Annotated in this window: 13 protein-coding genes; 9 read left to right on the top strand and 4 right to left on the bottom strand. The window is 66.3% G+C overall.

Annotation, left to right across the window (positions count from 1 at the left end):
• The first annotated feature begins 27 nt into the window (after positions 1 to 27).
• Together AC50YA_RS04285 and AC50YA_RS04290 are read left to right on the top strand one after the other, a co-directional pair.
• Positions 28 to 909: a nuclease-related domain-containing protein gene (locus AC50YA_RS04285; RefSeq protein WP_494981122.1), complete on the top strand. Its 882-nt coding sequence runs from the start codon at positions 28 to 30 to the stop codon at positions 907 to 909.
• A 78-nt stretch (positions 910 to 987) separates the two neighbouring features.
• Positions 988 to 1593, top strand: a complete 606-nt coding sequence (locus tag AC50YA_RS04290) for a DUF4190 domain-containing protein (RefSeq protein WP_494981123.1) — start codon at positions 988 to 990, stop codon at positions 1591 to 1593.
• Positions 1594 to 1666: 73 nt separating this feature from the next.
• Here the strand turns inward: AC50YA_RS04290 and AC50YA_RS04295 are convergent, their stop codons facing one another.
• Complete coding sequence (locus AC50YA_RS04295) at positions 1667 to 2365, bottom strand: FadR/GntR family transcriptional regulator (protein ID WP_494981124.1); 699 nt, start codon at positions 2363 to 2365, stop codon at positions 1667 to 1669.
• 133 nt (positions 2366 to 2498) lie between these two features.
• Here AC50YA_RS04295 and AC50YA_RS04300 point away from each other — a divergent pair, with 133 nt between their 5' ends.
• The 3 genes from AC50YA_RS04300 (at position 2499) to AC50YA_RS04310 (ending at position 6686) form a co-directional block, all read left to right on the top strand.
• Positions 2499 to 3866 carry an SLC13 family permease gene (locus tag AC50YA_RS04300; protein ID WP_494981125.1) on the top strand — a complete coding sequence of 456 codons (1368 nt, stop codon included), beginning with the start codon at positions 2499 to 2501 and terminating at the stop codon, positions 3864 to 3866.
• Between the two features lie 80 nt (positions 3867 to 3946).
• Complete coding sequence (locus AC50YA_RS04305) at positions 3947 to 5164, top strand: CaiB/BaiF CoA transferase family protein (protein ID WP_494981126.1); 1218 nt, start codon at positions 3947 to 3949, stop codon at positions 5162 to 5164.
• Between the two features lies 1 nt (position 5165).
• Positions 5166 to 6686: a carboxyl transferase domain-containing protein gene (locus tag AC50YA_RS04310; protein WP_494981127.1), complete on the top strand. Its 1521-nt coding sequence runs from the start codon at positions 5166 to 5168 to the stop codon at positions 6684 to 6686.
• 70 nt (positions 6687 to 6756) lie between these two features.
• Here the strand turns inward: AC50YA_RS04310 and AC50YA_RS04315 are convergent, their stop codons facing one another.
• Positions 6757 to 6960 carry a hypothetical protein gene (locus AC50YA_RS04315; RefSeq protein ID WP_494981128.1) on the bottom strand — a complete coding sequence of 68 codons (204 nt, stop codon included), beginning with the start codon at positions 6958 to 6960 and terminating at the stop codon, positions 6757 to 6759.
• 83 nt (positions 6961 to 7043) lie between these two features.
• Positions 7044 to 8525, bottom strand: coding sequence for an amidase (locus AC50YA_RS04320; protein WP_494981129.1), 1482 nt, complete (start codon positions 8523 to 8525; stop codon positions 7044 to 7046).
• 114 nt (positions 8526 to 8639) lie between these two features.
• Here AC50YA_RS04320 and AC50YA_RS04325 point away from each other — a divergent pair, with 114 nt between their 5' ends.
• The 3 genes from AC50YA_RS04325 (at position 8640) to AC50YA_RS04335 (ending at position 10277) form a co-directional block, all read left to right on the top strand.
• On the top strand, positions 8640 to 8966 hold the full coding sequence (locus tag AC50YA_RS04325; RefSeq protein ID WP_494981130.1) for a rhodanese-like domain-containing protein: 327 nt from the start codon (positions 8640 to 8642) through the stop codon (positions 8964 to 8966).
• Between the two features lie 38 nt (positions 8967 to 9004).
• Positions 9005 to 9943: a prephenate dehydratase gene (gene pheA, locus AC50YA_RS04330; RefSeq protein WP_494981359.1), complete on the top strand. Its 939-nt coding sequence runs from the start codon at positions 9005 to 9007 to the stop codon at positions 9941 to 9943.
• 124 nt (positions 9944 to 10067) lie between these two features.
• The gene (locus tag AC50YA_RS04335) at positions 10068 to 10277 is read left to right on the top strand and encodes a hypothetical protein (protein ID WP_494981131.1); all 210 of its coding nucleotides are present in this window, start codon (positions 10068 to 10070) and stop codon (positions 10275 to 10277) included.
• Between the two features lie 12 nt (positions 10278 to 10289).
• On the opposite strand, the gene AC50YA_RS04340 is transcribed toward AC50YA_RS04335, so the two are convergent.
• Complete coding sequence (locus tag AC50YA_RS04340) at positions 10290 to 11348, bottom strand: diacylglycerol/lipid kinase family protein (protein ID WP_494981132.1); 1059 nt, start codon at positions 11346 to 11348, stop codon at positions 10290 to 10292.
• Positions 11349 to 11437: 89 nt separating this feature from the next.
• On the opposite strand from AC50YA_RS04340, the gene serS reads away from it, so the two are divergent.
• Positions 11438 to 12718, top strand: a complete 1281-nt coding sequence (serS, locus tag AC50YA_RS04345) for a serine--tRNA ligase (RefSeq protein ID WP_494981133.1) — start codon at positions 11438 to 11440, stop codon at positions 12716 to 12718.
• Positions 12719 to 12738 lie beyond the last annotated feature (20 nt).

Raw genomic sequence — 12738 nt, forward strand, 5'->3', positions numbered from 1 at the left:
CGGTACGCAGCGATCAGGGGGCAGGTCATGGCGGCAGGGGACGGCGCGGCAGAGCAGTCGAGGCTGGCTGCGGAACGCGTGCAGCGACTGAAACGCCAACTCGATCTGGCCGAGCGTGCCACGAAGTCGTGGGACGCCGGTGCCGTGGGCGAGCGGCTCGTAGCGGACCGGCTGAGCGGGCTCATTCCGCACGGCTGGTACCTGCTGAACGACGTCCACTGGCCCGGGCGGCCCAAAGCCAACCTTGACCATGTGCTGGTGGGTCCCGGCGGCGTGGTGGTGGTCGATGCCAAGAACTGGACCGGCGAGGTCACAATCTCCGCCGGGGTCCTGTGGCAGGGCCGTTTTGCCAGGACGCAGTCCGTGGACGGGGCGTTGGCGCAGTGCGCCGCCGTCGCGTCCGTGCTGGCGCCGCCCCACCGGCGGTTCGTCCGCCCGCTGATCTGCCTCGCCGGGCAGCCTGACCTCTTCGGCATCACCAATTCCGACGTCGCCGTGGCAGGGACCGACCGCGTTGTTGCTGCCGTCCTGGCGCTGCCTCCGGTCCTCGACCAGCAGACGGTGGTGGGCCTTTATGCGCACCTCGGCGAGCAGCTGACGCAGGACCTGGCTGCGGAAGGTCCGGCTCAGGATTCGCTGACCGCGAAGTCACCGACCGTGAAGCCGGCTGCCGGACGGCAGCCGGTGGCTGGGCCGCCGCGGTCCGGGCAGAAAGACCGCCGGCCGGGACCCCGGCAACTCACTTACGGCGCCGGCCGCGGGGCGCGTAGTGGGGCGGGAAGCGGCGGCTCTGGACGTGCCAGGAAGTCGAAGGCGCAGCACCACGCAGCCAGCGGAATGACCCGGTTGATGTTCCTGGCTGCCTTTGTGGTTTTTGCTGTTTACGTGCTGCCGTATTGGGGGCGGTAGGACTGGATGAGGGCGGCGGTAGGCCTGTAATGCAGGCGGCGGTAGGCTGGGAAGCGAAGACTTCGAATGGGGAAAACCATGACTGACCAGCCAACTCCGCGCCCGGATTCGCAAGGGTCCGGTGCCCAGGGACCAGGCGATTCGCCGGCAGGCTACGAGCCGCCGCAGTTTGTGCCGCCGCAGGGTCCGAGCATTCCGGCGCCGCCCCTGTATGACCAGGATCAGTACGGCCAAGGCCAGTACGGCGCGGGCCAGTACGGTCAATCTGGCCAGTACAGCCAACCGGGCCAGTACAACCAACCTGGCGCGTACAGCCAGCCCGGCGATCAATACGGCGCGACGTATGCCCAGCCTGCAAGTCCTTACGGCCAGGGCGCCAGCCCTTATGGCCAGCCGGCGTACGGGCAACCCGCGTACTACGGCATGCCCGTCCAGGAGCCCAAGGGCCTGAGTATCGCCAGCATGGTCCTCGGCATTTCCTCGGTCATCCTTGGCTCGTTCATGATTCCGCAGATCGCCGCAATCATCACCGGCCACCTGGCCCTCCGCCGTGAACCCTCTGGCAAGGGCATGTCCATCGCCGGGCTGGTCCTGGGCTACCTCTGCCTGCTGGGTTACGGAGCGTTCTGGCTGCTTCTCATCATCGGGCTGATGTCGTACAGCTCCGCGATGGGGTACAGCTAGACCTGTGGGTACTGACACCGGTAGAAATATCCCGCCCGGAAGCAGAGCAATCAACCGCCGGCGTCCTGACGGATCAGCGGAGCAGCTCCAGGTCTGAGACCAACTCTATGTGGGCCAACATGGCCGCTGCTGCACCAGTGGGGTCCTGTGCACGGATGGCGTCTGCAATGGTCCGGTGCGAGGCCAACGACTGTTCGGGCCGGCCCGGCTGGCCCAACGATTCGATCCGGGTTTCCAGGATCATTTCGGCGATGACCGCCATCAGCTGGGCCAGCACCGCTGAGTGGGCGGCGCCGGTGACCGCCTGATGGAACAGCTCGTCGCCGTGGGCGCCGCGCTCGCCCTCACCGATTTCGGCGGCCATGACCTCCAGGGCGACATCAATTTGCGCCAGATCGTTCTCCGTGCGCCGTTCCGCGGCCAGCCCGGCCAGTTTCACCTCAAGAGTGCTGCGCGCCTCCACGATTTCGGGCAGCCGGCTCTGGTGTTCACGCAGGCCCTTGATCACTGATGCCACACTGGGCCGCCGCGCCAGGACGGCGCCGGTCCCGTGCTGCACGTCGATGACGCCCAGCACTTCAAGGGCCACCAGCGCCTGGGCCAGCGTCGCCCGCGAAACCCCCAGCCGTTCGGCCAGGTCGCGTTCTGCCGGCAGCAGATCGCCCGGAACCAGCCGGGCAGACTCGATATAGGCCAGGATCTGCTCCACCAGCTGTTCGTACAGCCGGGGCCGCGTCACGCGCTCCAGGCCAAGCCGTGCCGTCTTCTCCACATGGGCCTCACTACATCGTCGGTTTTCCCCACAATACACGGCAGGCGTATTGACAGATAGACCCAGTGTCTAGGAGGCTAGTCCAGTGAGCCAGTTACTCACGTCACACTTTTCCTTCCTAGGAGGACCAACGATGTCCGCTCCTGTCTTATCGATCATCATCCTGGCCGCGATGTTCCTGCTCGCCACTGTCCTGCCCCTGAACATGGGTGCCCTTGCATTTGTGGGTGCCTTCCTGCTGGGCAGCGTGGTGCTGGGCATGTCCACCAACGAGATCCTGGCCAACTTTCCCGGCGGCTTGTTCCTGACCATCGTCGGGGTCACGTACCTCTTCGCCATTGCCCAGAACAACGGCACCATCGACCTCCTGGTCCGCGGGGCCGTCAGGATGGTGGGCAGCCGTGTGGCCCTGATTCCGTGGGTCATGTTTGCCGTCACCGCCGTCATTACTTCGGTTGGGGCGCTGTCTCCCGCCGCTGTCGCCATCATTGCCCCGATTGCCCTCAGTTTTGCCGGGAAGTACAAGATCAGCCCCCTCCTGATGGGCATGATGGTCATCCACGGCGCGCAGGCTGGCGGATTCTCCCCGATTGCCGTTTACGGCGTCACGGTCAACGGCATCCTCGCCAAGACCGACCTGGATTTCAGCCCCACCGCCCTCTTCCTTAGCAGCCTGGTGTTCAACCTCGTCATCGCACTCGTTCTGTTCATCGTCCTGGGCGGTCGGGCCTTGCTGTCCTCACGGGTGACCCACTTCGTGGAGCAGGCTGCCGAAGCCCGCATGTCCATCAGTGTGGGGGCCAAGGCAGGATCAGATGTTCCGTTCAAGGGCTTCGGCTCCGGCATGTACGGCCCACGCGACCCCGCCGGGGACGGCGTCGCAGCCACCAAGGAGCGGTCTGAGCGGATCCCCCAGCTGGTGACCATCGCCGGCCTGCTCGCCCTGGCTGTTATAGCCCTGGGCTTCAAAGTCGATGTCGGCTTTGTGTCCATCACCATCGCCATCGTGCTGGCACTGGTCTCGCCGAAGGCCCAGAAGGGCGCGATCAACAAGATCAGCTGGTCAACGGTGCTCCTGATCTGCGGCATGCTCACGTTTGTCGGAGTGCTGGAGGAGGCCGGAACCATCGAGTTCGTCTCCAACGGCGTGGCAGGTATGGGCATGCCGCTGCTGGCAGCCCTCCTCATCTGCTATATCGGCGCCATTGTGTCCGCCTTCGCATCCTCCACCGCCATCCTCGCTGCCCTCATCCCTCTGGCCGTTCCGTTCCTTTCCACGGGCGAGATCGGTGCCGTCGGCGTGATCTGTGCGCTCGCCGTCGCCGCCACCATCGTGGACGTCTCGCCGTTCTCCACCAACGGCGCGCTGGTCCTGGCCAACGCCCCGGAAGGCGTGGACAAGGACAGGTTCTACAAGCAGATCCTCGGCTACAGCGGAATCATCATTGTGGCCGGACCCCTCCTCGCGTGGCTGGCCCTGGTGGTTCCGGGCTGGCTCTAGGCGCTGCCCGCATCCAGCCCCGCACCGGCCGCTGTGCGCCAGCAATCGTGTACGCAACCTTATCCAGAAGGAATCCAGCAATGAGCAGAACAGACGAAGACCGCAGGAGCGGCCCACTGTCAGGCCACCTCGTGGTGGACCTGAGCCGGGCGCTGGCAGGGCCACACGCCGGCATGATGCTGGCCGATCTCGGTGCCCGCGTCATCAAAGTGGAGAACCCCGGAACGGGTGACGACACCCGCGGCTGGGGCCCGCCGTTCGTCGGGCCCCAGGACGATCTGCAGTCCACCTATTTCATGTCCTGCAACCGGAACAAGGAGTCCATCAGCCTGGACCTGAAAAGCACTGACGGGCAGGAGGTGCTGCGCGGGCTGCTGGAACTTGCTGACGTCGTCATTGAAAACTTCCGCCCCGGCGTGATGGACCGGCTCGGTTTCTCCACCGCCACGATGCATGACCTCAATCCGCGGCTGGTGATCCTCTCCATCACCGGGTTCGGGCATGACGGCCCGGAGTCCCGGCGCAGCGGCTACGACCAGATCCTCCAGGGCGAGGCCGGGCTGATGTCGCTCACCGGATCCGGGCCGGAAGACCCACAGCGCGTGGGTGTTCCCATCGCCGACCTGCTGTCCGGAATGAACGGAGCCTTCGGTGTCCTCGCAGCGCTGGTGGAGCGGGACAGGACCGGCGCCGGGCAGATCGTGCGCACCTCGTTGCTGGCGTCGCTCATCGGCGTCCACGCCTTTCAGGGGACGCGCACTACCGTCGCCGGCGAAGTGCCCCAGGCCCAGGGCAACCACCATCCGTCCATCGCCCCCTACGGCCTGTTCGCGTGCCGTAACGGCAGTGTCCAGATCAGCGTCGGCAGCGAAAAGCTGTGGTCCTCCTTCGCCGCGGCCTTTGGCCTCGATCCGTCAGCGCCGGGCTTCGCCAGCAACGCGGAAAGGGTGCGGAACCGTACGGCGGTGATTGCCGCCGTCGAACGCGTTTTTGCCGGGTATGGTGCCGCTGAGCTGCTCGGAAAACTGAACGACGCCGGAATCCCGGCCGGGAAGGTGCGCTCGCTGGACGAGGTTTACGCCTGGGAGCAGGTTGCTTCACAGGGGCTGGTGGTTGAGGTGGAACATCCGGTGCTTGGGAAGGTCAGCCTGCCCGGGCCGCCGCTGAGATTTTTCTCAGCCGGGGACGTAGCAGAGACCACCCCGACGGAACACGATGCGCCGCCCCTGCTGGACGAGGACGGGCAGAAAATCCGCGAGTGGCTGGGCATGGCTGCGGCCGTTGCGGGGGTGAACTAGGGTGCCGACGACGGAAAAGGTCAGGCACCTAGACGCGGCGGGACTGCTGGCGGCCGTTGTTGATCCGGGCACGTTCGTCTGCTGGGACATGCCCCTCCGGGAGACGGACGCGAACGAGGACTACGCCCGCGACCTGGCAAGGGCGCGGGAAAGGAGCGGCACGGACGAATCGGTCATCACCGGATCCGGCCGGATCAGGGGGCACCGCGTGGCGGTCATCGTCAGCGAATTCTCCTTCCTGGCCGGATCGATCGGCCATGCGGCAGCCCAGCGGATCGTCGCCGCCGTGGAGCGGGCCACCGCCGAAGGGCTCCCCTTGCTGGCCGGCCCCGCTTCCGGCGGCACGCGTATGCAGGAGGGGACCCTGGCGTTCCTGTCCATGGTCAAGATCACGGGAGCGGTGCGAGCCCACCGCCAGGCCGGGCTGCCCTACCTGGTCTATCTTCGGCATCCCACCACCGGGGGAGTGATGGCCTCCTGGGGCTCGCTGGGCCACATCAACGTGGCCGAGCCGGGGGCGCTGCTGGGCTTCCTGGGCCCGCGGGTCTACGAGGCCCTTTATGGGGAGGCCTTTCCGGAAGGCGTGCAGGTGGCGGAGAACCTGTTCAGCAAGGGCCTGATCGACGCCGTCGTGGAACCGTCACAGCTTGCGGAGATCGTGGGGCGGGCACTGGACATCCTCGCGGCGAAGCCCACAACGAGTCCCACAGCCGGGCCCGTCCCTGGACCGGCAACTCTCGCCGTGCGGCCGGCGGCCGTGGACGCGTGGACGTCCATCGGCATTTCCCGGCAGCCGCGCCGCCCGGACCTGCGCCAGCTCCTGCGGTACGGCGCCGACGATGCCCTTCCACTGAACGGAACCGGCCAGGGCGAAAAGGACCCCGGCCTGCTGCTGGCACTGGCCCGGTTCGGAGGGCAGTCGTGCATCGTCCTTGGCCATGCGCGCCCCCTGCGCAAGGAAGCAGCCGGAATGGGTCCCGGTTCCTTGCGGGAGGCGCGGCGGGGGATGAAGCTTGCCGAGGAACTGCGCCTGCCGTTGCTGACCGTCATCGACACCGCCGGTGCAGCCCTGTCGCAGGAAGCGGAAGAAGGCGGCCTGGCCGGCGAAATCGCACGGTCCCTCCACGAACTGATTGGGTTGGAATCGCCGTCGGTCTCGGTGCTGCTGGGGCAGGGCGCCGGTGGCGGAGCGCTGGCGCTGCTCCCGGCGAACCGTACCATCGCCGCCCAGCACAGCTGGCTGTCGCCGCTGCCGCCCGAGGGGGCCAGCGCGATTGTGCACCGCACGACGGATTTTGCGCCGCAGATGGCCGACGCCCAAGGCGTCAACGTGGCCGCGCTCTACGCCAACGGTCTGGTGGACCACATTGTGGATGAACGGGACGACGCGTCACTGGAGCCAAGGGAGTTCTGCGTCCGGATGGCCCGGGCCATCGAATACGAGCTGGGGACCCTGGCTGGTGTTCCGGTTTCTGACCTGCTGGCGGCACGGTCCACTAAATTTCGGGAACTCGGCGCGTAGGTGCCTTGCCCGGTCAGCAGAAAGGCCCCCGGTGCGGGGGGCCTTCCGTCGAGCCGGCCTGACCAGCAGGTCAGACTCTCTCGCGCCTGCGCTCAGCGGCCGGTTCCTGGGCTTCGTCGGTCTTCCGGCGACGCGGGAAGGCCCAGAAGGTGAAGTCCTGGGCCGTGTAATGCGGCTCCGGACGGTCCGGCGGTGTTTCCTGGCGCGCTTCGGGTTTCCGGTCGGCTTCCTTCTTGGTACGCCACCCGAATTCCTCCATTGATGAATAGCACATCACAGACCTCCTCATAGTGACTGCCCCTTAATCGTCCTCCGGATCGGCCCCGGAGTCGACCCCCGGAGCGGTTTAATCGGGCATCAGAAGCCGAGCTGGGCCGCCACCTGGAGCAGGAGCAGTTCCGATCCCGCCGGTCCCACGAGTTGGATACCCATCGGCAAGCCATGGGCCGGTTGCCCGCCGGTCCAGTACACCGGAATCGTGATGGCCGGCAGGCCGCAGACGTTTACCATGGAGGACCATGGCGCGAATTCGCACTGCCGTCGGTAGTCGCCGTCGGCATCCCCGGGCCATTCCGCGGCCGGCCACGGTTCGTCGCCGTGCGTGGCGCCGGTAAACCAGCCCACGGGGCGGGGCGTCTGCGCCAGAGCCGGCATCAGCATCAGGTCCCAGCCGCCGTACTGCGTGATGGTATCGCGCTCGAATTGGCGCAGGAACGCCAGTGATTCATTGAGCTTTGCTGCGCTGCGCTGCTGGGCCCGGCGCCTGAACGTGCGGGTCAGCGGGGCCAGAAGCGCTTCGCGGTGCGGACTGATCCGGGCAGTTCCGACGGCGGCGGTCCACGCTGTGGTGAAGGCGTCCGGGTAGCGGTTGTCGTAGCGGATGGCGGCTTCGCTGACGGCGTGCCGGGCATGTTCCAGCATGTCGCTGCCCGTCTGCAATGCCGCCAGGGCTTCCGGCTCCGGCGTGAACGGGAAGGTGGCGGACCAAGGGCTGTCCAGGGTCATGCCGATGCGCAGCGGGCGCGGTTCGTGTCCCACTGTGCCGAGATAACCGCTGCCGACGGACGGCGCCAGCGCATCCATCAGCAGGGCTGCGTCGGCGGCACTACGGGCAAGGGGCCCCGCTACCACCAGGCGCGCCGGATCGCCTGAACTCTCGCCCGACGGCGCCACGCCACGGCCGGGTTTGAGGCCCACCAGGCCGCAGGCGGCGGCCGGGATGCGGACCGAACCGCCGCCGTCGGTCCCTGGCGCGAACGGAAGCAGGCCCGCCGCCACCGCGGCGGCGCTGCCCCCGGAGGAACCGCCGGAACTCCGGCTCGGGGCATGCGGATTGCGCGACGGCGGGGCGATGCGGTTTTCGCTGTAGGCCGTAAGTCCGAACTCCGGAACCTGCGTCTTACCCAATGAGACAACGCCAGCGGCCTTGAGGACTGCGGCCAGGGTGCCGTCGGCGGGTGCCGGTTTGTGGTCAAGCGCAGCGCTGCCGTGAGTGGTCACCACACCGGCGACGTCGGTCAGGTCCTTGAACGCCACCGGCATGCCATGCAGGAGCGGTAGGCCGCCCGCACTGGCTCCGGAGTCCCCTGCGGAGTCGGTTCCGAATTCCTTTCGGAACCGGACGTACCGGGCATCGGCGGCGGCGGCATCGGCCATCGCCTGATCTGCCGTGACCGTGACAAAGGCGCCCAGCAACGGATTCTGCTCTGCAACCCGCGCCAGGAAATGTGCTGCGGCGTCCCGCGCTGAGAGCTCTCCGGTGCGGAGCGCATCCCGGAGTTGGACGGCGCCCAGTTGGTGGATGTCGGCGGCGGAACCGGTTGTCTGCGCAGCGGGCAAGGATCCTCCTACGGGTCATTTAGAAGCGTAACCTGCGTCGGCTTTCGGCAGGCGCGGCAGGACGGCTGGCGCTAGGCTGGACGGAGACCCGTGATTCTCCAAAAAAGGACTCCCATGAGCGATTTCGATTCTGTGCCCGTCAACGACGTCCCAGCGGACGCCGTGATTCTGGACGTCCGCGAAGACTACGAATGGGTAGCCGGACATGGCGAGGACGCCCTGCACATCCCTCTTGATCAGCTTCCGGCGCGGCTTGACGAACTGGACCCGGACCAGGACGTTTATGTCATCTGCCGCACGGGCGGACGGTCCTTCCGTGCAGCGCAATGGCTCACCGGGCAGGGCTATACCGCCATCAATGTGGCAGGCGGAATGGACCAGTGGCTCGAGTCCGGCAAGCCGCTCGTGTCCGATACCGGCCTCAAGCCCCTCGTTCTGTAGTTCAACCCGAATCTGTGTCCATCACCCAAGAGGAATCCATGCCCGCGACGCCCGTTACGTACACCTTCCTCGGGCCTGAGGGCACATTCACCGAGGCGGCACTGATGCAGGTTCCGGATGCCGCGCAAGCGACCCGCATCCCGGCCTCCAACGTTAACGCGGCGCTGGACATGGTCCGCGACGGCTTTGCGGACGCAGCGATGGTCCCCATTGAGAATTCGGTGGAAGGCGGGGTCACAGCCACCTTGGACGCCATCGCCGGCGGGCAGGAGCTCCGGATCATCCGCGAAGTCCTCGTGCCCATCAGCTTTGTGCTCGTGGCCCGCCCAGGCGCGGAAGTGGCGGATATTCGCCGGATCTCCACCCACGGCCACGCGTGGGCGCAGTGCCGTCTCTGGGTGGACGCGAATATTCCGGGTGCGGAATATGTTGCAGGCTCGTCCACCGCGGCGGCCGCAATGGGGCTCTTGGGCGACGCCGCCCACTACGACGCCGCGATCTGCGCGCCCATAGTGGCACAGGAGCAGCCTGGGCTGACCGTCCTGGCGGAGAACATCGGCGACAACCCGGGTGCAGTGACGCGATTCATCCTGGTGAGCAGGCCGGGCGCACTGCCCGAACGGACCGGTGCGGACAAGACCACGGTGGTAGTCCCGCTTCCAGAAGACCGCCCGGGTGCGCTGATGGAAATCCTGGACCAGTTCGCCACGAGGGGCGTGAACCTCAGCCGGATCGAATCCCGGCCTACGGGTCAGTACCTTGGCCACTACTTTTTCAGCATCGACGCCGACGGGCACATCGCGGATGCCCGTGTGGCTGACGCCTTGGCCGGGCTTCACCGCATTAGCCCGGCCACCCGCTTCCTGGGCTCCTATGGACGGGCAGACGCCCAAAGCTCCAGCGTCGCGCAACACACCTCTGACGAGGCATTCCGGGCCGCGCATGAATGGGTCGGGCAGATTCTGCAGGGGGAATGAGCGCGGCTTGACGATGCCTGAGGCTTCGCCCACAGCGTAGGTCAAGGTACTTCCGCGGGATAGTTACTGTGCGTATGCTTGCTTGATCCACTTGGGGGATGGCCCCTAACGAAGGGAGCAGGTCATGAGTACCAGCAGCACAGACAATGACGGCCAGGGCATGATCGTTAACCCTAAGCCCACAGTCGACAATCAGGACTGGGACGGCGACGACGCAGACCGCGCTGACCGCCTGCGCTTCGAAGAGGAACAGGCCATGATCCGCGAGCAGTCCGAGGCGCGTGCCGCGAAGGCCGCCGCAGAGGCTGAATCGGTCAAGAAGGCAACTGCCTGAGACCAGGCCCGCTCAGGCTTGCTGGCCCTTGACCCTGATCAGGAGGGACCGCGGCTCCACCCGGACGGTGAGCTTGGTGGCCAACCCGGACGTATCGCCGTCGATTTGTGTGGGCATGGGCTCCGGGCACTTGATGACGATTCGGCCAGCCCGGTACATGGTCATGATGGGCAAATTGCCCTTGTGCTTGAAGAGGATTTTGGCGTACATGGCCAGCCACCCGATGGCGCTGCGGGGGCTCATAACCACCACGTCCAGCATGCCGTCGTCGATCATGGCTTCCGGGATGAAGTCGATCCCGCCCGGGACCAGCCCACAGTTGGCGAAGAGCACACTGCGGATGTTTCGGACCTGCTCAGGCTTGTCATCCAGCGCGACTGAAACCTTCCTTCGCCGCCCCGGCAGGTGGCGCATGCCGGCCTCGGTGTACGCAAGCCAGCCAACGGCCTTCTTGAGGCCGTCATTGGTGTCCGCGAGGATTTCGGCGTCCATGCCGATCCCGGCGATCACCAGGAAGGCGTGCTCGGAAGAGTGCCCGGTGCGCGAGTTTTCGATGCCCATCCGCGCGGTATCGATGTAGCGCTGCCGGCCGAAGAGTGCCGTCTGGACGTTGGCGTGAAGGTCGTTGACGTCCAGATCCACGTTCCGCGCCAGGAGGTTTCCCGTCCCCAGCGGAATCAGACCCATGGCCACATCCGTATGTGCGAGGGACTCAGCCACCACCCGCACAGTACCGTCGCCACCGCCCACCAGGACGACGTCGGCCTTGTAGTCCAGCGCCGACCGGGCCTGGGAGTACCCGGGGTCCTCGGCGGTCGTCTCCAGGAAAAGTGGCTCGTCCCAGCCGGCTGTCAGGCAGGCGCGTTGAATGGCTTCCTTGGCTTCAGGGGCGCGTGCCTTGACGGGGTTAAGGATGACTGCCACGCGTTGCTGCCCGAGGCCGGTCTCGTGTGCTTCTTCGTTGACGGCGCTGCGGATGTGCAGGGCTTTGAGCTTCCGCACGCCCCACCAGCTGGAGACGGCGAAAGCCAGCGCCGCCGCGCTCAGGACGTAAAGAAGCCAGTCGTTCATGGTGCTTCAACAGTATCCCGGCCGCGGCGCCGCGATTCCCCTGTCCGGCCGGGCAGCGTTGGTTCCGCCGGATTCGATACTCTTGTCTGGTGATCGACGTAAAAGACCTCAGCGAAAACCCGGACAAGTTCCGTGCCAGCCAGCGCGCCCGCGGCGCAGACGAATCAGTGGTGGACGCGATCATCGCCGCAGACTCTGCCAGGCGTGCCGCCCTGATCCGGTTTGAAAACCTCCGCGCCGAGCAAAACGTCTTCGGCAAGAAGGTGGCGCAGGCCAAGGGCGACGAGAAGAAGGCCCTGCTCGCCGAGGTCAAGGAACTGGCCAACACTGTGAAGGCCGCATCGGCTGAAGCGGAAGCTGCCCAGGCCAAGCAGGACGAACTGCTGCGCGCCATCCCGAACCTTATTGAGGACGGCGTCCCCGAGGGCGGCGAGGACGACTATGTGGTGGTCAAAACCGTTGGCACGCCCCGCGAATTCCCCGATTTCGAGCCGAAGGACCACCTGGAAATCGGTGAGCTGATCGGCGCGATCGACATGGAGCGCGGCGCGAAGGTGTCCGGCTCACGCTTCTACTTCCTGCGCGGCGTGGGTGCACGCCTGGAGATGGCGTTGCTGCAGATGGCCATGGACCAGGCCATCGAGGCCGAGTTCGTTCCCATGATCACGCCCACTCTGGTGCGCCCCGAAACCATGCAGGGCACCGGTTTTGATGTAAAGCACGACGCCGAGATCTACCGTCTCGCCGAAGACGACCTTTACCTGGTGGGCACCTCCGAGGTTGCCCTGGCCGGCTACCACGCGGACGAGATCCTGGACCTGACGGCCGGTCCCATCCGGTTCGCCGGGCAGAGCTCCTGCTACCGCCGTGAGGCCGGCTCGCACGGCAAGGACACCCGCGGCATCATCCGTGTGCACCAGTTCAACAAGGTGGAGATGTTCGTTTACACCACGGTGGAAAAGGCCGCTGCCGAACACGAACGGCTCCTGGCCTGGGAAGAGGAGATGCTGGCCAAGTGCGAGCTTCCCTACCGCGTCATTGACACTGCCGCCGGCGACCTCGGCATGTCCGCGGCCCGCAAGTTCGACTGCGAAGCCTGGGTTCCCACCCAGGGCGCCTACCGTGAGCTCACGTCCACCTCGAACTGCACCACGTTCCAGGCCCGCCGCCTGAACATCCGCGAGCGTGTGGTCAACGTCGAAGGCGTAGCTAAGGGCACCCGCGCCGTGGCCACCCTGAACGGCACCCTTGCCACCACCCGCTGGATCGTGGCCATCCTGGAGCATCACCAGAACGCCGACGGCTCGGTCAACGTCCCGGCCGCGCTGCAGAAGTACCTGGGTGGCATGGAATTTTTCCCGGTCCTCTAGGCCAGACCAGGCCCGGCCCC

The sequence above is a fragment of the Pseudarthrobacter sp. RHLT3-21 genome (genome assembly GCF_059383495.1).

Coding starts and splice junctions, on each gene's coding strand:
- AC50YA_RS04285 (WP_494981122.1), top strand. CDS start 28: ATGGCGGCAGGGGACGGCGCGGCAGAGCAGTCGAGGCTGGCTGCGGAA.
- AC50YA_RS04290 (WP_494981123.1), top strand. CDS start 988: ATGACTGACCAGCCAACTCCGCGCCCGGATTCGCAAGGGTCCGGTGCC.
- AC50YA_RS04300 (WP_494981125.1), top strand. CDS start 2,499: ATGTCCGCTCCTGTCTTATCGATCATCATCCTGGCCGCGATGTTCCTG.
- AC50YA_RS04305 (WP_494981126.1), top strand. CDS start 3,947: ATGAGCAGAACAGACGAAGACCGCAGGAGCGGCCCACTGTCAGGCCAC.
- AC50YA_RS04315 (WP_494981128.1), bottom strand. CDS start 6,960: ATGTGCTATTCATCAATGGAGGAATTCGGGTGGCGTACCAAGAAGGAA.
- AC50YA_RS04325 (WP_494981130.1), top strand. CDS start 8,640: ATGAGCGATTTCGATTCTGTGCCCGTCAACGACGTCCCAGCGGACGCC.
- pheA (WP_494981359.1), top strand. CDS start 9,005: ATGCCCGCGACGCCCGTTACGTACACCTTCCTCGGGCCTGAGGGCACA.
- AC50YA_RS04335 (WP_494981131.1), top strand. CDS start 10,068: ATGAGTACCAGCAGCACAGACAATGACGGCCAGGGCATGATCGTTAAC.
- AC50YA_RS04340 (WP_494981132.1), bottom strand. CDS start 11,348: ATGAACGACTGGCTTCTTTACGTCCTGAGCGCGGCGGCGCTGGCTTTC.